16 protein-coding genes are annotated in these 18003 nt (G+C 60.3%); 7 read left to right on the top strand and 9 right to left on the bottom strand.

Annotation, left to right across the window (positions count from 1 at the left end; genetic code table 11):
* The first annotated feature begins 261 nt into the window (after window positions 1-261).
* Window positions 262-1932 carry a putative bifunctional diguanylate cyclase/phosphodiesterase gene (locus ACJJU9_RS25410; RefSeq protein ID WP_407729794.1) on the top strand — a complete coding sequence of 557 codons (1671 nt, stop codon included), beginning with the start codon at window positions 262-264 and terminating at the stop codon, window positions 1930-1932.
* Between the two features lie 183 nt (window positions 1933-2115).
* Here the strand turns inward: ACJJU9_RS25410 and ACJJU9_RS25405 are convergent, their stop codons facing one another.
* Window positions 2116-3486, bottom strand: coding sequence for a NorM family multidrug efflux MATE transporter (locus tag ACJJU9_RS25405; protein WP_048372533.1), 1371 nt, complete (start codon window positions 3484-3486; stop codon window positions 2116-2118).
* Between the two features lie 152 nt (window positions 3487-3638).
* On the opposite strand from ACJJU9_RS25405, the gene ACJJU9_RS25400 reads away from it, so the two are divergent.
* On the top strand, window positions 3639-4559 hold the full coding sequence (locus ACJJU9_RS25400) for a LysR substrate-binding domain-containing protein (RefSeq protein WP_048372535.1): 921 nt from the start codon (window positions 3639-3641) through the stop codon (window positions 4557-4559).
* An 11-nt stretch (window positions 4560-4570) separates the two neighbouring features.
* Here the strand turns inward: ACJJU9_RS25400 and ACJJU9_RS25395 are convergent, their stop codons facing one another.
* The gene (locus ACJJU9_RS25395) at window positions 4571-6064 is read right to left on the bottom strand and encodes a YifB family Mg chelatase-like AAA ATPase (protein ID WP_153331481.1); all 1494 of its coding nucleotides are present in this window, start codon (window positions 6062-6064) and stop codon (window positions 4571-4573) included.
* A gap of 176 nt (window positions 6065-6240) precedes the next feature.
* Window positions 6241-7152, bottom strand: a complete 912-nt coding sequence (kdgD, locus tag ACJJU9_RS25390) for a 5-dehydro-4-deoxyglucarate dehydratase (RefSeq protein WP_048372539.1) — start codon at window positions 7150-7152, stop codon at window positions 6241-6243.
* A gap of 359 nt (window positions 7153-7511) precedes the next feature.
* Between kdgD and ACJJU9_RS25385 the strand changes: the two genes are divergently transcribed.
* The 5 genes from ACJJU9_RS25385 to ACJJU9_RS25365 all read left to right on the top strand — a co-directional run bounded on the left by ACJJU9_RS25385 (window position 7512) and on the right by ACJJU9_RS25365 (window position 11918).
* Window positions 7512-8714 carry a pyridoxal phosphate-dependent aminotransferase gene (locus ACJJU9_RS25385; protein WP_407729793.1) on the top strand — a complete coding sequence of 401 codons (1203 nt, stop codon included), beginning with the start codon at window positions 7512-7514 and terminating at the stop codon, window positions 8712-8714.
* A gap of 53 nt (window positions 8715-8767) precedes the next feature.
* A complete protein-coding gene (locus ACJJU9_RS25380; RefSeq protein WP_407729792.1) occupies window positions 8768-9664 on the top strand; it encodes an amino acid ABC transporter substrate-binding protein in 897 nt (298 codons plus the stop codon).
* 111 nt (window positions 9665-9775) lie between these two features.
* Window positions 9776-10504, top strand: a complete 729-nt coding sequence (locus tag ACJJU9_RS25375) for an amino acid ABC transporter permease (RefSeq protein WP_048372545.1) — start codon at window positions 9776-9778, stop codon at window positions 10502-10504.
* A gap of 2 nt (window positions 10505-10506) precedes the next feature.
* The gene (locus tag ACJJU9_RS25370; RefSeq protein WP_048387153.1) at window positions 10507-11193 is read left to right on the top strand and encodes an amino acid ABC transporter permease; all 687 of its coding nucleotides are present in this window, start codon (window positions 10507-10509) and stop codon (window positions 11191-11193) included.
* Entirely contained in the window at window positions 11190-11918 is a 729-nt protein-coding gene (locus tag ACJJU9_RS25365; RefSeq protein ID WP_048387155.1) for an amino acid ABC transporter ATP-binding protein, read from the top strand. Before ACJJU9_RS25370 ends, ACJJU9_RS25365 begins: the two co-directional genes overlap by 4 nt.
* A gap of 58 nt (window positions 11919-11976) precedes the next feature.
* Here ACJJU9_RS25365 and ACJJU9_RS25360 read toward each other — a convergent pair whose 3' ends face one another.
* The 6 genes from ACJJU9_RS25360 to ACJJU9_RS25335 form a co-directional block, all read right to left on the bottom strand.
* Entirely contained in the window at window positions 11977-13206 is a 1230-nt protein-coding gene (locus tag ACJJU9_RS25360) for a hypothetical protein (RefSeq protein WP_407729791.1), read from the bottom strand.
* A 62-nt stretch (window positions 13207-13268) separates the two neighbouring features.
* Window positions 13269-13772: a hypothetical protein gene (locus tag ACJJU9_RS25355; protein ID WP_048387159.1), complete on the bottom strand. Its 504-nt coding sequence runs from the start codon at window positions 13770-13772 to the stop codon at window positions 13269-13271.
* Window positions 13773-13776: 4 nt separating this feature from the next.
* Window positions 13777-14511, bottom strand: coding sequence for a hypothetical protein (locus ACJJU9_RS25350; protein WP_273221394.1), 735 nt, complete (start codon window positions 14509-14511; stop codon window positions 13777-13779).
* Window positions 14512-14543: 32 nt separating this feature from the next.
* Entirely contained in the window at window positions 14544-16079 is a 1536-nt protein-coding gene (locus ACJJU9_RS25345) for an SUMF1/EgtB/PvdO family nonheme iron enzyme (RefSeq protein ID WP_407729790.1), read from the bottom strand.
* Window positions 16069-17292: an ABC transporter permease gene (locus tag ACJJU9_RS25340; RefSeq protein ID WP_407729789.1), complete on the bottom strand. Its 1224-nt coding sequence runs from the start codon at window positions 17290-17292 to the stop codon at window positions 16069-16071. Before ACJJU9_RS25340 ends, ACJJU9_RS25345 begins: the two co-directional genes overlap by 11 nt.
* Window positions 17276-17995 (bottom strand): ABC transporter ATP-binding protein, encoded by a 720-nt coding sequence (locus tag ACJJU9_RS25335; protein WP_407729788.1) that lies wholly within the window; start codon window positions 17993-17995, stop codon window positions 17276-17278. Before ACJJU9_RS25335 ends, ACJJU9_RS25340 begins: the two co-directional genes overlap by 17 nt.
* Between the last annotated feature and the right edge of the window lie 8 nt (window positions 17996-18003).

The following is an 18003-nucleotide window of genomic DNA, read 5'->3' as shown; positions in this document are numbered from 1 at the left end:
GACGAAATTAAAGATCGCTTGCAAAAAGGGCGGGCATTTTAACAGGCTGAGCAGATATTGCTGCCACTCTGCGACAGTGTGACGTAGCCCTCTATCTAAATTTGCCGCTTTTGCTACTTTGCCGCAGGATACCTGACCGTTTAAGTCAGTCGTTCGATAAGCGTTTGCTGGGTGTATTTGATAACGGGTGTCATTTGCCATTACGTAATGGCACGTCATAATGCCCATCGCCTGAATTTATGCAGAGTCTAGGGAGCTAGCTTGTCTACGCCTGTCGAACCCTTGCGTTTGCTGCTACTGGCCAAAGAGCCGACTTGGGCAGCGTTATTGCGCGAGTGTCTGGCGCCCATGGGAAACGCGGCCCTGTTGATGTGTGCCCCGAACTGGGAGTCGGTCAGCTTCCTGTTCGAAAACACGCACAACGCGTTGTTGCTCACCACCCCAGCCCTGCAACCTGCGGCAGGTCGATGTCGTTTATCCACAGTTTTGTTGCTGGAAGCCGAGCCCGACACCCCGCCGCAGGGTGTCAGCGACTGGTGGGTCCGCCCAACGTTGACCACCGATGTGCTGCGTCGCAGCCTGCGCCACGTGCAGGAACGCGGCGTCCTCGAACAGACGCTGCACCGCCTGGCCAAAGAAGACCCTCTGACCGGTATCGCCAACCGCCAGGGCTTTCAAACGCTGCTCGCCGTGCGGCTGGCTGAAAATGATGGCCACGGCCTCGCGCTGGGGCATCTGGACCTCGATAACTTTCGCCATGCCAACGACGCCTTGGGGCATCAGGCCGGCGACCGCCTGATCTTGCAAGTGGTGGCGCGCCTTAAAAGCCGGCTCGAAGCATGCGATCAACTGGCTCGTTTGGGCAGCGACGAATTCGCCTTGCTGATCGACACCCGCCGCGCCCCTGAGCGCGCGGCCTGGATGGCTGAGCGCATTACCGAAGTGATGGCCGAGTCTTACTGGATCGACGGCGAAAGCCTGTTGATCGGCTGCAGCCTGGGCATCGCCCATGCCCGCGCCAACGCGGGTGCCGACCCGTTGATGTGGCACGCGCACATTGCCATGCAGCAGGCCAAAAGCACCCAGGGCTGCACGTATCACGTGTTCGATGAACGCATTAACCGCAACGCCCGCAGCCTCGCCGACCTCGAAAGCGAGTTGCGCCGCGCCTTGCGCCGTGACGAACTGGAATTGCACTACCAGCCGCGCCTGGACCTGAACACCGGCCACATAGTCGGGCTCGAAGCCTTGGTGCGCTGGCGCCATGGCGATCGCGGCCTGCTGGCGCCCAGCGAATTCGTGCCGTTGGCCGAACAGAGCGGGCTGATCGTGCCGCTGGGCTACTGGGTTATTTCGCGCGCACTGCGTGACATGCAAGTGCTGCGTGAAAACGGCTGGACGGCCTTGCACATGGCCATCAACTTGTCGTTTCGCCAATTCCAGGACAGCAAACTGCTGATCACCCTTAGCCGCTTGATCGCCGAGCACGGAATCGACGCCCGCTGGCTGGAGTTCGAACTGACCGAAACCGCCGTCATGCGCCGCAGCGACATGGTCAAGCAGACCATGGACGCCTTGGGGCGGCTGGGCGTGCGCTTCTCACTGGACGACTTCGGCACCGGCTTCTCATCGTTTGTGCATCTGAACAGCCTGCCGATTGCCCTGCTGAAGATCGACAAAAGCTTTGTCGGCGGCATGGAAGAGCGCGAAGAAAACCGCAAACTGGTCCACGCCATGCTCAACCTGGCGCAGAACCTCAACCTGCAAGTGGTCGCCGAAGGCGTAGAAACCCGCGCGCAATTGGCACTTTTGCGCGAATTTGGCTGCGATCAAGTGCAAGGCTTTCTGATCAGCAAACCGCTGCCGATGCCTGAACTGATCCCATTTTTGGCGGCGGCCCACACCGCCTCGGCGTCGAAGGCAGCCCTGTAGGAGCTTGCCACCCCGTCTTCGACGCCGCGCTGTCGCGTATCAAACAGGACAGCGAGTATCTTCAGCATCCCCCAATCGGTTCCCTCTCCTTCGGGAGAGGGCTAGGGTGAGGGGTGCTCTTGATTAGAGAGGCTTTTATGTACATATCCATTGCTGCGGCAACGGCCAATTAGGGTTCCGCCCTTACGCCGCGCTGCGCTTGAGCATGCGCCGCATCTTCCATTCGAAGGCCAAGGTCAGGCCCACCGAGGCAAACGCCAGGCCCATAGCCAAGCCCCACCACACGCCCGTCGGGCCCCAACCGAAGGTAAAGGCCATCAGCCAGGCGGTCGGGGCGCCGATCACCCAGTAGCAAAACAGGCCGACCAAGAAGGTGGTCTTGGCATCCTTGAGCCCACGGATCGCGCCCATGGCGATGGTTTGCGTGCCATCAAACAATTCAAACCAGGCCGCCACTGCCAGCAGGCTAACAGCCAGTTCAAAGACGGGCCGGAAGGCCGGGTCGCTGTGGTCCAGAAACAGGCCGATCAACTCGTTCGGCCAGAACCAGAACACCACCGAAAACCCCAACATCACCGCCGCACCAAAGCCAATGCCAACCCGGCCCGCCAGACGTGCACGCAGCAGATCCGCGGCGCCATAGTGCTGGCCGATGCGCATGGTGATCGCGTAGGACATCCCGGCCGGCACCATGAACGCCACCGAAACGATCTGCAAAGCGATCTGGTGAGCCGCCAATTGCGTACTGCCCATGGTGCCCATGCACAGCGCCGCGAAGGCAAACAGCCCGACCTCAACCGCATAGGTGCCGCCAATCGGCAGGCCGAGGCGCCACAGTTCGCGCAGGTAAGTCAGATTGATCCGCGACAAGCCTTGGCGAATCGGATACGCGTCGTAGGCCGGGTGACGGCTGATATGCCAGGCCAGGCCCAGCGCCATGCAGGTGGCGACAATTGCCGTGACCAGACCAATGCCCATCAAGCCCAGCTTGGGCAGGCCGAACATCCCGGTGATCAGCGCGTAATTGAGCAAGAAGTTGGCCACGGTGCCGATCAGGCTGATGACCATTACCGGCGTCGCCCGCCCCATGGCGCTGGTAAAGCCGCGCAAAGCCATGAAGGTCATGTAGCCGGGCAAGGCCAGCGGCAGCAGAAGCAAAAATTGCCCGGCGGCCTCAACGTTGGTCGGGGTCTGGCCGAACAGCAGCAACAGCGGCTTGATGTTCCACAACATCAGCGCACCGACCAGCGCCAGCGCCCAGGCCAGCCACAAGCCGGCTTGCGTGAGGCGGGTCGCGCCTTCGATGTCACCCGCACCCTGGCGAATCGACACCAGCGTACCAACGGCAGCAATTACGCCAATGCAGAAAATCGACACGAACGAATAGGTCGCTGCCCCGAGGCTGCCACCGGCCAAGGCTTCCGGACTCAGGCGCGCCATCATCAGGGTGTCGGTCAGCACCATCAGCATGTGCGCCAACTGCGAGGCAATCAGCGGCCCGGCCAGCCGCAAAATGGCCCAGAGTTCGATACGTACTGGATGCTGTTTGGTCATCGGTCAGATTTCTTTGTGTGCGTTGAAAGGCTTGATTCTCGGCGTGTTGAGTGTTTTAAGCAAAAGGATAAAAAAGATAAGTGGCATGATTAATACTCATGCTACTTAACGTATTTACAGTCTAGATATGTCGCGCAATAGGAATAATCCTCATGTCTCGTAGCCTTCCTCCGCTTTATGCCTTGCGTGCGTTTGAGGCAGCAGCCCGGCACAGTTCGTTTACCCGTGCGGGCGAAGAGCTGTCGATCACCCAAAGCGCCGTCAGCCGGCATATCAAAACCCTTGAGGCACATTTTGCCTGCCGACTGTTTCAGCGTAACGGTCGCACCCTGCAACTCACCGAAGCCGCCCGCCTGTTGCTGCCGGGGGTGCGGGAGGGTTTCGGGGCGCTGGAACGCGCGTGTATTACCTTGCGCGCCGAAGATGACATCTTGCGCATGAAGGCCCCCTCGACCCTGACCATGCGCTGGCTGCTGGCCCGCCTGAGCCGCTTTCGCCACTTGCAGGCGGGCAACGAGGTGCAACTGACCAGCGCCTGGATGGACATCGACCATGTGGACTTCAATCAGGAGCCTTTCGACTGCGCCGTGTTGCTGGGCAACGGGCACTTCCCGCCGGACTGGGAGGCCACGTTGTTGTTTGCCGAAATGCTGATCCCGGTGGGCGCCCCCAACCTGCTGGACGAACAGCCCTGGGACGCAAAGCGGCTTGCGGGCACCGAACTGCTGCACCCTACGCCAGACCGTCGGGACTGGCGGCGCTGGCTCGATTGCATGGGCCTCAGCGGCCAGGTTTCGCTCAAGGGCGGGCAAGTGTTCGACACCCTGGAACTGGGCATGATCGCCGCCGCACGCGGCTACGGCATTTCCATGGGCGACTTGCTGATGGTGGCCGAGGACGTTGCCCAAAACCGCTTGAGCCTGCCATTCCCCACGGCAGTGGCCAGTGGCGAAAACTACTATTTGGTCTGGCCCAAAACCCGGCCCGGCGGCGAGCGCTTGCGCCGCCTGAGTGACTTTTTACTGCATGAAGTGGCGGTGATGGAGCTACCGGCGGTGGAGCAACGGCAGTAAAACCGTAGCACTCAGCCGCTGGCTGGCCGGTACTGCAACGCCTCCGCCAGGTGCTTGCGTTCAATGGATTCAACCTGTTCCAGGTCCGCCAATGTGCGCGCCACTTTCAATAAACGGTGCGCGGCCCTGAGTGACAAGGTCATGCGTTCGCATGCGGTTTCCAGCCAGGTGTTGTCCACGTCAGTCAGGGTGCACTGGGCTCTAACGCCGGGCAGGTCGAGAAACGCATTGGTACAGCCTTGGCGTTGTAACTGGCGCTCGCGCGCCGCCGCGACGAGTCCAGCGGCGTTGGCGGTGGTGTCTGCCGAGGCGAGCGGGGGGTTGAGTGCGGTGGTTTCACGGGCCACGGTCAGGTGCAGGTCAATCCGGTCGAGCAGCGGCCCGGAGAGTTTGTTGCGGTAGCGCTGGACCTGTTCCGGGGTGCAGCGACAGCGCCCCGTCGGCTCCCCCAAATAACCACACGGGCAGGGATTCATGGCGGCGACCAGTTGAAAGCGCGCCGGAAAGCGCATGCGGTCCCGCGCACGGGCGATCACGATAAAACCAGATTCCATGGGTTCTCTGAGCACTTCGAGGACTTTACGGTCGAACTCGGGCAGTTCATCCAGAAACAACACCCCGTGGTGCGCCAGGGTGATTTCGCCAGGCTGCGGTTTTGAGCCGCCGCCCACCAGCGCCGGGCCGGAGGCCGAATGGTGCGGCTGACGAAACGGGCGCTGCGGCCAGCAGCTCAGCGGCACATGGCTGGCCACTGACTGGATGGCCGCCACTTCCAGCGCCTCTTGCTCGTTGAGCGGCGGCAGCAAACCGGGCAGGCGGCTGGCCAGCAAGGTTTTACCGGTGCCCGGCGGCCCGGTAAAAAGCAGATTGTGGCTGCCTGCGGCGGCGATCAACAGCGCCCGCTTGGCCGACAGTTGGCCCTGCACATCACTCAAATCGGGATACGGTTTGCTCACGTGCAGCAGGCCGCTGGCCACATAGGGTTCAATCACCGCGCGGCCAGCAAAATGCGCCACGGCTTGGAGCAAATGCTCGACCGCGATCACCGTCAGCCCCGAGGCCAGACATGCCTCCTCGGCGTTCGCCAGCGGCACCACCAAAACCCGGCCCGCCGCCCGCGCCGCCAATGCGGCAGGCAACACGCCCTGCACGGGCCGAATGGCCCCCGACAGCGCCAACTCACCCAAACACTCCACTTGCTCCAGCGCCTTGATGGGCAGTTGCCCGCTGGCGGCCAGAATGCCCAGCGCGATGGCCAAATCAAAACGCCCGCCGTCCTTGGGCAGGTCGGCGGGCGCCAGATTGAGGGTGATACGACGCGCGGGAAACTCCAGGCTGGAATTGATAATCGCGCTGCGGACCCGGTCTTTGCTTTCTTTGACCGCGGTTTCCGGCAGCCCGACCAAGGTCAGCGCGGGCAACCCATTGGCCAGATGCGCTTCGACCGTCACCACGGGCGCCTCGACGCCCACTTGGGCGCGGCTATACACAATCGCCAGAGACATGACTCATTCCTTGAGTTCGCAAAGCACGCATCCTGCGCGAATCATGAGCCAAGGGTGGCGGGGAATGGATACCGGATATGACAATTCCCCCCCTGTAGGAGCGAGCTCGCCTCGCGATCTTTTGATTTTTTAAAAAGATCGCGAGACAAGCTCGCTCCTACAGGCGCACTGAACGCTTACTGCGGGCCTTGCTTGTGAATCAACGCCGCCAGCGCTTCGTATTCTTCCGGCAACAAATCGGTCAGCGGGGCGCGCACCGGGCCTGCGCTATGGCCAGAAATGGTGGCCCCGGCCTTGACGATGCTCACGGCGTAGCCCGCTTTGCGGTTGCGGATGTCCAGGTACGGCAGGAAGAAGTCGTCGATGAGCTTGCCCACGGTGTCGTGATCTTCGCGGGCAATGGCGTGGTAGAACTCCATCGCGGTTTTCGGGATGAAGTTGAACACCGCCGACGAATACACCGGCACGCCCAAGGCTCTATACGCTGCGGCGTAGACTTCTGCAGTCGGCAAACCGCCGAGGTAGCTGAAGCGGTCGCCGAGGCGACGGCGGATCGAGACCATCAGTTCGATGTCGCCCAAGCCGTCCTTGTAGCCAATCAGATTCGGGCAGCGTTCTGCCAGGCGCTCCAGCAGCGGCGCGGTCAAACGGCAGACGTTACGGTTGTAGACCACCACACCGATATTCACCGACTTGCACACCGCCTCAACGTGGGCGGCCACGCCGTCCTGGCTGGCTTCGGTCAGGTAATGCGGCAACAACAGCAGCCCTTTGGCGCCCAGGCGCTCGGCTTCTTGCGCGTATTCGATGGCCTGACGGGTAGAGCCGCCGACACCGGCCAGAATCGGCACGCTGGTGGCGCAGGTATCGACCGCGGTTTTGATCACTTGCGAGTATTCACTGGCCGCCAGAGAGAAAAACTCACCGGTGCCGCCTGCCGCGAACAGGGCCGATGCGCCATACGGGGCCAGCCATTCCAGGCGCTTGATGTAGCCCTCACGGTGAAAATCACCCTGAGCATTGAAATCGGTGAGCGGAAAAGACAGCAGGCCAGACGAGAGGATGGACTTCAGTTCTTGTGGATTCATTATTCGAACACCCTGAGTAATACGCTTCAGAAAGACGTCAGCCCGTGCTGATGTCGTATGTCATCGTACAACATGAATTTGAAACGCTCAAGAACACGAATGCCGTCTCGCTTTTATCACCTGTTCAATCTCCCGCACTTACCTATACAGGTCCTGTTGTTTGCCCGTCCTTGAGGATCCCCTTCAGTTTTTAAGTCATTCAGACCGCACCTCAAATAAATCAGCAGACGCTCGTATTTTTCCTGATTTCAATGCAGATTGCCGATTGCGAAAACAGATCTCGTTGTCATACCATGTCGTACAACAATAGTAGGCGTAGAGTGACTCTCTACGAACCTCCACAACAGGCGGGTATTTTCATGAGTTTCGAAAGCCAGCGCGTCAAACAGATCTCTTCGTCCCCCAGCATGGTTATTTCCATGCGCGCCAAAGAATTGGCCAGCCAAGGCCGCGATATTGTCGACATGAGCCTGGGCGAACCTGACTTCGACACCCCTGCGCATATCATCGACGCGGCCTGCCAGGCCATGCGTGACGGCCATACCCGCTACACCGCCCCCCAAGGCACGCTCGCCCTGCGCCAGGCGATCTCGCGCAAACTGCAGCGCGAAAACGGCCTGACCTACAGCGTTGATGAGATCAGTGTCGGCAACGGCGCCAAGCAGGTCATTTTCAATACGTTCATGGCCACCCTCGAAGCCGGTGACGAGGTCATCATCCCGGCGCCGTACTGGGTGTCCTATTCCGATATTGTCACGCTCAATGGCGGCACCCCACGCGTGGTGCACTGCGGCATCGACGTCGGCTTCAAGCTCAGCCCGCAGGCATTGCGCGCCCAACTCAATGACAAATCGCGCTGGCTGATCCTCAACACACCGTCCAATCCGAGCGGCGCCATTTACACCGAAGCCGAGCTGCAAGCCCTGGGCAAAGTGCTGGAGGACTTCCCCAATGTATTGGTGATGTCTGACGAGATTTACGAGCACGTGTTGCTGGCTGACCAACCCTTTGTCTCCTTCGCCACCGCATGCCCGCAACTGCGCGAACGCACCTTGTTGATCAATGGCGTGGCCAAGGCGTATGCCATGACGGGCTGGCGCATCGGTTACGCCGCAGGGCCCAAAGCGCTGATCGCAGCAGTCAGCAAGATCCAGTCGCAAAGCACCTCAGGCGCAAGTGCCATTTCTCAAGAAGCGTCCCGCGCCGCGCTGGACGGCCCGCAAGACTTCGTCGCCAGCAGCGCCCGCGAGTACGCCGAGCGCGGCCGCTTGTTGGTCGAGGGGCTGCGTGAATGCGCCGGTTTGCGTATCGACGCGCCCGCCGGTGCATTTTATGCCTTCCCCGAATGCAGCCAGTTGCTGGGCCGCGTCAGCCCTCAAGGGCAAGTCATTGGCGATGATGTTGAACTGTCTGCGTATCTGCTCGATCACGCTGGAGTCGCTGTCGTACCGGGCTTGGCCTTTGGCCTGCCAGGGTACTTTCGGCTGTCGTTTGCGACCTCTCGCGACCACATAAAAAAAGCTGTCATCCGTATCAACGAAGCCCTTTCAGCCTTGCGCTAAAACCTTCGTCCTTTGCTGTGCAAAAGCTGCCATAAAAATAGTCGGAGATCCCCATGTTCGATCACAAGAAAAAGCTGCTTGCCCTTATTGTCGGTGCTTGTCTGTGCACCGCTGTTCAGGCTGAAGACCTCACCGGAACCTTAAAAAAAATCAAGGAATCAGGCACCGTTACCCTCGGGTACCGTGACGCCTCTTTGCCTTTTTCTTATCTGAACGATGACCAGCAACCCATCGGCTACAGCATCGAGCTGTGCCAAAAAATCGTGGACCAGATCAAGGTTAAAGTCGGCGAACCCAACCTCAAGACCCAGTACGTCTCGGTGGTTGCTGCCACCCGCACGCCTCTGCTGATCAACGGCACCATTGACCTGGAATGCGGCGTCACCACCAACACCGTTGAGCGTCAGAAACAAATCGGCTTCCTGTTCACCAGCTATGTCGCCAGCGCCAAATATGCGGTGAAGAAAGCCTCCGGGCTTACCAGTGTTGCCGACCTCAAAGGCAAGGCCGTGGTGGTCATTACCGGCGGCAGCGGCGAGTGGATCACCAAAAACCTCAACCGCGAAAAAGACCTGGGCCTGAAGATCCTCAACGCCAAGGACAGCGGCGAAGCCTTCTTGATGCTGGAGACCGGCCGCGCCGTCGCTTACATCAACGACGACGTGCAGTTGATGGCCACCATCGCGCAAAGCCGCAACCCGAATGCCTACACCTTGCTGCCCGAGCCTATGTCTGCCGAGCCGTATGCCATCGGTATTCGCAAGAACGACCCGCAGTTCAAAACCTTCGCCGACGGCGTCTTGAGCCAGCTGTACAGCTCTGGCGAGATCGATACGATTTATCCGAAATGGTTCCTCAAACCCATCCCGCCCAAAGACATCGTGATCAACCTGCCGATGAGTGATGCCTTGATAAAAGCCATCGCCCACCCGAACGACACCGGCGTCTGATTCCACCGTCTCAAGCGTTCTGATTCCAGCCAGTCAAAGACAAGGAGGCGCTTGGTTGGCCGGGAGCAGAGTGTGCAACGACCTCTATCTCCTTTCAAAGGTTGGTGCTTCATGGATTACAACTGGAACTGGAGTATTTTTTGGGAGCACGCTCCCGGAGAGTCTTCGTCGTATCTGCATTGGCTGATTACCGGCACCAGCTGGACGTTGGCCACCACACTGGCGGCGTTCATCCTGGCGTTTTTGATCGGTGGTTTGGTGGGCACCCTGCGCACCACCACGCTGCGCCCCGTGGTGTGGCTGTGCAACCTCTACACCGAAGTGTTTCGCAATATTCCGCTGCTGGTGCAGATGTTCATCTGCTTCTTCGTCCTGCCCGAGTTATTACCCGTTTCGGCCGGGGATTACCTCAAACAGGATTTGCCCTATCCGTCATTTTTCAGTGCGGTGGTGGCATTGACCCTGTTTACCTCGGCCAAGCTTTCGGAGCTGTTCAAGGCCGGCATTGAATCGGTGGCGCACGGGCAGCGCGGTGCGGCGTTGGCGTTGGGCCTGCGGCCCTACCAGATGTACCTTCAAGTGCTGTTGCCACAAGCGATCCGCGTGGTCTTCCCGCCACTGACTTCCGAGGCGTTGAACACCCTCAAGAACTCATCGGTGGCGCTGACCATCGGCTTGATGGAGCTGACCGCGCAAGCGCGCAACATCAGTGAATACTCGTTCAACACCTTCGAGGCATTCAGCGCGGCGACCCTGATTTATGTGGTCATTTCGCTGCTGGTGACCTTCGTCATGGGCCATATCGAACGTTCCCTGACCATTCGCGGCGCGACGAGGTAGTCATGTTTGATTTAGATCCGAGCGTTATTGTCCGGGCCATGCCCGCCCTGTGGAACGGCCTTAAATTCACCTTGTTGCTGACCTTTGTCGCCATGTCGGTGGGCATCATCACGGGCACCCTGCTGGCCATCATGCGCCTGTCGCACAACCGCGTACTGCGTGGCTTTGCCTTGGGTTACGTCACGGTCATGCGCAGCATCCCGCTGGTGCTGGTGATTTTCTGGTTCTACTTTTTGATGCCGCTGTTGCTGCAAATGACCTTCGGCACTGAACGCCCCGTGCAGATCGGCCCGGTGGTCACGGCCTTTGTGACGTTCTGCATGTTCGAGGCGGCGTACTACAGCGAAATCATTCGCGGCGGCATCCAGAGCATCAGCCCCGGCCAGAAGCAAGCGGCGGCGGCCCTTGGTCTGCGCCCGACGCAAGCGATGTTCTATGTGATCCTGCCGCAAGCCCTGCGGCGCATGGCGCCGCTGTTGCTGACCCAGACCATCATTCTGTTTCAAGACACCTCACTGGTGTACGTACTGTCCATCGCCGACTTCACCGGTGCCGCGAGCAAGTTCGCGCAGCGTGACGGGCGTCTGGTCGAGCTGTATCTATTCGTTGCCTTGGTCTATCTGGTGATCTGTTACCTGCTGTCCAGCCTGAGCAAACGCCTGAAAACAAACGTAGGGAAAACCGCATGATCCAGATGAACAACCTGAGCAAATGGTACGGCAACTTCCAGGTTTTGAAGAACTGCACCACTGAGCTTGCCCGCGGTGAAGTGGTGGTGGTGTGCGGCCCCTCCGGCTCAGGCAAGAGCACCCTGATCAAATGCGTCAACGGTCTGGAGCCCGTGCAAGAGGGCGATATCTTCATCGAGAACCAGCCGGTAACCGGCAAGGGCGTCGATTTGCCCACCTTGCGCGCCAAGGTCGGGATGGTCTTCCAGCATTTCGAACTGTTCCCGCACCTGAGCATCATCGACAACCTCAACCTGGCGCAAATCAAGGTCTTGGGCCGAGACCGCCACGCGGCAACCCAAAAAGGCATGGCGCTGCTTGAACGGGTAGGGCTCAAAAGCCACGCCCACAAGTACCCCATTCAGTTGTCGGGCGGTCAGCAGCAGCGCGTCGCCATTGCCCGGGCGCTGGCCATGGACCCCATCGCCATGCTCTTCGATGAACCAACCTCAGCGCTGGACCCGGAGATGGTCAACGAAGTCCTGGACGTCATGGTTGAACTGGCGGGCGAGGGCATGACCATGATGTGCGTCACCCACGAAATGGGCTTCGCCCGCAAAGTGGCGGATCGCGTGGTGTTTATGGACGGTGGCGAGATTATTGAAGACGTGAAATCAGAAGAGTTCTTCAGCGCGCCGCGCTCAGACCGCGCTCGCAGCTTTCTGTCCAAGATCTTGCAGCACTGATAAGCCCGCAATCGGCGCAATGGAAGCCGGATGCTTTGAACACATCCGGCTACCTCGTTTACTCACACTCCGATACCGCCTGCGTTGCCGCTTGTAGCGCATCGGCCAAATCACTGGCGTTGCGGCTGGAGTAAATGCTCCCGCCGGTGTTTTCAGCAATGCAGTTGGACAGCGAACTGTCGCCGATATTGACCACGTTGACGTGCAAGCGCGGCTGCTCAATGGCGATGTCCTGCGCCACTTTGCACACGTTTTGATCACAACCATCGTCGCCGTCGACGAACATCACAATCACCGCATCCCGGTCACGACCATCCACCTTGCGCGCGGCTTTTTTCAGGCTGGCCGCCAAAGGCGTGCCTTCGTTAGCGTGCAACCCTTGGATACCTGCAATCAGTTGTGGCCGCTGAGCCGCGGTGAACACGCCATGATCCGGCTGTTGAAAACACCCGGCGAAGGTCATCAGCCGCGTGTCGATGTCCGGGTGCAGGTTGTTGATCATCCGGGACAACGACGCCTTGGCCACATCAAGACGGGTGTTCGGGCTGAAGATTTTGACCGTACGCGGGTCGTCATCGTCCGGTGTCGGCCGTGTGCCGAAGTACCAGTCTTCATCGGCTTTGGTCGCGTTGATGTTGAGGTTCATGGAGCCCGACGTGTCCAGAATCACCACAAACTCAGGCGGCAACTCTTGATGGCTCGGCGCTTTGACGCGGCAGGCGTAGCTGCTTGAGTTCGACCACAGGTTCATCGGCGGCAATCGCCAATGCCACAGCGCCCACAGCAACAGGCCCAACAGCAACAGCCCGAGAAACAGCCACGGCCAACCGCGCCACAGCCGTCGCACTACCACAGGTCGCGGGCCAGCAGCGGGCGGTGTAACCGCAGCAGGCGCAGGCGGCTTGAGGCCCCAACGCACCACCACCGGATCACCGTTGATGCTGTACAGGTTGTTGAGGTCCGGCGGGCCAATCAGCCCGCGCAAACTGGCCGCTTGCTCGGCCTCACCGCGCGCAACCAGCTCATCGGCCAACAAGCCCAGGCTGGCTTGGCGCTGGTGATAACGCGCCAGCAAGGCCGCCTGCTGAGCCTCGCTCAAGTCATGAAAACGTGTGGGCTGGCCACCCAGCTCGCTCCACCACTCCAGCACTTGGCCGCTGCCGATCCGCGGGATCGCGTAAACGCTCGCCACCGACGGCGGGAAGTGCTTGAGGATCAGCGCGATTTTAGCTTCTAGCGCGCCTGGCCCCGTGGGGCTGGCGTGCTCATCCCGAGTAATGCGCTGCATCGTTTAGGTTCCTGAAAACAGTGTCGGCGGCACTGGGCCGCCGACGGTCTGGCCTGCACGGCTTACTCGTAACCGAGGCTGAATTGCAGCTGGTTAACTTTCTTATGCAGCGCATTAAGCTCCTGCTGCTTGGCTGCCATCTGCGCCGGGTCCGAGGTACTCACCGGTGCAGCCTGCGCGGCCTTGAGCTGTTGCTCCAGACCTGCGATCTGCTGCTGTACCTGGGCTTTGTTGCCGGTGCGCGCCTTGAGCGAGCCGAGCAATTTATTCAGCGACTGGTTCAGCGTCGCCTGGGCCTGTTGCTGCGCCTTCACGTTGGCCCGGGAGGCAGCTTGTTGCGCGGCAATGTCCTCGTAGACCTGATGGAACATCGCGTTTTCTTGCTGCGACTGGGCCAATGCGAGTTCGTTTTGCTGAATCTGCGCACGGTAGCCACCGCCCGCATCACAGTTCACCTTGGTGAACAGACCGGCGTCGCGATTACCGGCATCGCACTCACCCGGCTGGGTGGCGCAACCGGACAACGCCAACACCGTCCCCACCACACCTAACAATCGTACGTTCATGGCTTCAACCCAAGGTGATCGCGGAGCGCTGGCTGTACAAGCCATCGACTTCTTTTTGCAGGCTGGCGACTTTCTCGTTCATCTTGGCGATGTTGGCGTCGATTTGCTGGATCTCAGGGCCGGCGCCCTGGCTGCGCTCAACTTTCATGGCCTCGTTGTAGCCGGTGACTTTGCTCTGCATGTTTTTAACTTCAAGACGCAGTTGGTCGATGTTGCTGTCGATGCTCGCGATCTGCTTTTGCGCCTGGGCCTGGTCGATTTTCTTGCTCGCCAAATCGCGCTTGATCTGCTCAACCTGCGCTTTGTCATCGTTAATAACTTGCTGCGCAGTGGCGGTGCGCATCACGACTTTTTGCGTGTCCAACTGCACGTCGCTGTTGTACTTCTGCAAACGCTGATTGGTGTCGGCATATTCGCTGCGACGCTGATCCACGTAGTAGTTAGCCCCCATCGCCACGCCACAGGCGGCCACACCCGCCGCGATCATGCACACCGCCTTGTTGCCGGGGTTGCCCAGCACACAGGCCAGCACCGCAGCGCCCGCGCCCATCGCACACGCCTGATAGCCCGACTTGCTAAAGAACTGGGCATCCGTGCCTTGGGTCAAACGCGGGTCCGGCGCCGGAGCACCCATGCCCAGCGAGTTGCTGCCCGTGGACGCACAGCCGCTCAACAGCACGCCGGCTATGAGCATGAAAGACATCAGGTATCGAGAAGAGGCCAACAGGCTGCGAATCATCGTATTTCTCCTTGTTGAAGCATGTAGTGGGCTTAGGGGGTGACCGATTTGCAGCTCTTCAACCAGGCGTCAGTGTCGATCTTCTGCTTTTGCAGGTAGGTCTTTTGATTGGCCCAATGAGTGCGCAAATACGGTTTGAGTTCTTGCAGTTGTTTGTTCTGGCTGATGATTTCTTCCATCACCGGCACTTGCGCCTCCAGCAGCGGCTGGCCGTACAAGGACGCTGACTCCACCAGGCTGCTGGCGTAGTAGCGGCTGAGCTTGTGCAGGCGGTCTTTCTGCTCATCGAGCTTGCCCTTGCGCATGTCGCAGCTCGGGTCCTTGTCTTCGGACTCGCAGTTGAGGCTGTAATTTTTCTGCAGGAAGTCTAGGTACTGGCCGTCATCGAGCATCTTGGTACACAGGAACGCCCCCAGGTTGAGGCTCGCGCGGATCGCCTGATCGCGGGTTTCTTCCTGTTGCTGGTTGCTGGCGCGCAACTGGTTTTCCAGGGTTTGCAGCTTCTCTTTGAGGGCCTTGTCTTCAACCCCTTGGGCCAGCGTGTTGAGTTCCTGCACGGTGCCTTTTTCGCCTTCCTGGGGGCCGCTGCCGAGCTTTTTCCAGCTCTGCTCGATGCTGCCCACCCGCTCACGCGAGGTCAGGGTCGGGGACACCATCACCAGCCGCAGGCCGGTGGTTTTGTTTTTCACCTGGCCGTCAGCGTTGTAGTACGGCTCTTCCTTGCGCAACGACGTGCGCAAGTCGGCTTGCGGGGTCAGGTAGTTGCCGCCGCGCACCACATAGCCGCCTGCCTGGCCGTGCTGGCGGTCCAGTTTGTTCAGGCGAAAAGGCTCAAACATCATCTCGTCGGCGTTACCGAGCATGTCGTGCAGGCCCAGCGGATTGGGCTTTTGCAGGCCGCTCAGTTGCAATTTGCCGTTGGACGACTGGGCGCCACCGAACCACTCATAGGCGTTCAAGCCTTCTGGCATCGGGTAGCGCGAGTCACTGAATTCAGCCGCGCCCACTTCCAGCCCGCCACGGGCAGCGAATTCCCACTCGGTTTCAGTCGGCAGGCGCAAAAAGCCCAGCGCACCGTCTTCCTTGGGCAGTTTGGCGGCCGCGTTTTTGCGCAACCACAGGTTGTACTTGTCGCCCGCCTCGATGGCCTGCACCCAACTGATCGCCACCTGCGGCAAGCGCAGTTTGTTCGACGGCGTGGGGCAGGTTTCGTCAGTCAGCGCCTGGTACTGCAACTGGCTCATCTCGTACTTGGCCATGAGGTAGTAACGCGACTTGTCACCCTTGGCGCCTGTAAAGCTACCGGCGATAAAGGTCGGGCGCTTTTGCTCGACATAGCCCCACTCGGCGCTGTCCTGGCCGATGTTGATCGGGTAGTCATCCAGCGGCCCGGTGACCGGGATGAATACCTTGCGAAACACCATCGCGCCGTCGCACGGCATCGGCAGCACCACGTCATTGGCGTCAGGGGCCGGGTTGTAAAACTTCTCGTCCCAGCTCGCCGCCGACGCGTTGAGCCAAAAACCACAGCTCAGGGATGCGAGCAACAGCACACGTTTATAGCTCACGCAAACTCTCCGCAGGTTGGATGCTGATGGCCCGCACTGCGCCGATAACGGCGACCAGTGCGGCGACCAACAAGGCGATCAGCAGGGCCGCCAGCCCGTGCCAGACCGTGATGTGACAAACAAATGTGCCGGTGGCCTGGCTGCTGCCCAGCAGGTGGTCAAACAGCAGGCTGCCCACGCCATAAAACCCCAGCCCGCCGACATAGCCGACCAGACTCAGAAGCATGGCCTGGGCGATGACAAAACCGGCCACGGCCGGGCTGCTGAAGCCCAACAGGCGCAGCACCGCGAGGCTTTTGCGCTTGCGGTCGATGTTGGCCAGAAACGCACCGATCATCGACGCGATGCAGCCGATCAAGGCCGCCCCGGCAATCACGCCGAAAATCAGCCCCAGCACATGGTTGATGGCTTTAACGTTGTCGATCTCCGCCAGGCGGCTGGAGGTTTCGATGTTCTGCTGGTTCAGCCAGCGCTCCAGCGGCGCCACGCTGTCTATGTCGCGGGCATACACGCGGGCACGGGCATACAGCGGTTTGAGGTCGATCTGGGGTTTGCCGCTGTCCAGGCCAAACGCGGGCACCTGATAACCATCGCGAAAGCGCTCCAGCTCAAGCAACAACGGCGGTGCGACAAATCCGGCAGCGCGGCCAAAGCGGGCCGCATCAAGTACCGCCACCACCTCCAGATTCAACTCGCCACGCTCATTGATGCCGTCCAGACGACGCGGCGCGCGCAAGCGCACGCTGTCGCCGACCGTGGCCTGCAAGCGTTGCGCAGCACGGGCGCTGAGGATCACTTGGTTGCCACTCAAACGGCTTTGCGCCAGATTCAGCAGCGGATCGTGGGCATCCGTAGGGATGATTTCGGCGTTTTCGACAAAGCGTTGCAGCCCCATCAACAAGTCGGCCTGAGTGTTCAGCGAGCGGGTTTGCCCAATGGCAAAACCGACCTCGGGCTGCTGGCGCAAGCGCTCGATCCACGCGGTGTCGTAATTGCCGCTGCTGAGCATTTTCACTTCAAGGTTGCGCGGGTCGCTGAGCAGCTCGTTTTGCAACTGGCTGACTACACCGTGCTTGAGCCCGAACAGCAGCAACAGCGGAGCGATCACCGCCACCAGCGACGCGGCGATGCAAAACGACACCTTGCGGTCATGCCAGAGGTCTTCGACTGCCAGCGAGCCGAGCAGGCCGAGGCGGCTAATCCATGGCTTCAAAGCGAGTTTCTCCCTGACGACTGATCGCCCCCAGTCGCGGCAAACCAAAGTCACGCACCAGCGCCCAGTCGTGGGACACCACCAGTGCGCTCAAGCCCAATTCGTTGACCAGGCTCAACAGCAATTCAAACAAGCGCCGGGCGCTGTGCGGGTCGAGGGATGCCGTGGGCTCATCGGCCAGCAGCAATTGCGGTTCATGGGCGATGGCCCGCACGCAGGCCACGCGCTGGCGCTCGCCAATCGACAAAGCCTGCGGCAATTTACCGAGCAACCCCGTAAGGCGCAGCGCGTCAACGGCGCGGTCTACCTGCTCGCTGGCAGCGGGCATGCCGAGCAAGCGCCGGGGCAAACTGATGTTGTCGCGCACGCTCAAAAACGGCAGCAGGCCGCCACTTTGCAGAATGAAACCCAAGTGCCGCGAACGCACCTCTGAAAGGCCGGGCTGGTCGTTGCTGGTCAGTAACCTGGCAATGTCCAGCGGGGGGGCGTGGGGTTCGTGCCGGCTTGGGCCGAGGGTGAACTGACGCAATTCCACAGGTTGCAACAACAGACCGATGGCTTCGAGCAAGGTGCTTTTGCCACACCCGCTCTCGCCAGTAATGGCCAGGATCTCTCCCGCTTTCACCTGCAACGCGGGCAAACGCACGCTGTGCGCCTGAGCGCCGCTGCCACGGCGCACGAGCATGTCCTGGATATCGAGCATGGGCGTCT

This window comes from Pseudomonas helleri (genome assembly GCF_045830615.1).
GTDB classification, from domain to species: Bacteria; Pseudomonadota; Gammaproteobacteria; order Pseudomonadales; family Pseudomonadaceae; genus Aquipseudomonas; species Aquipseudomonas helleri.
This window is presented reverse-complemented; position numbering and strand designations above follow the sequence as displayed.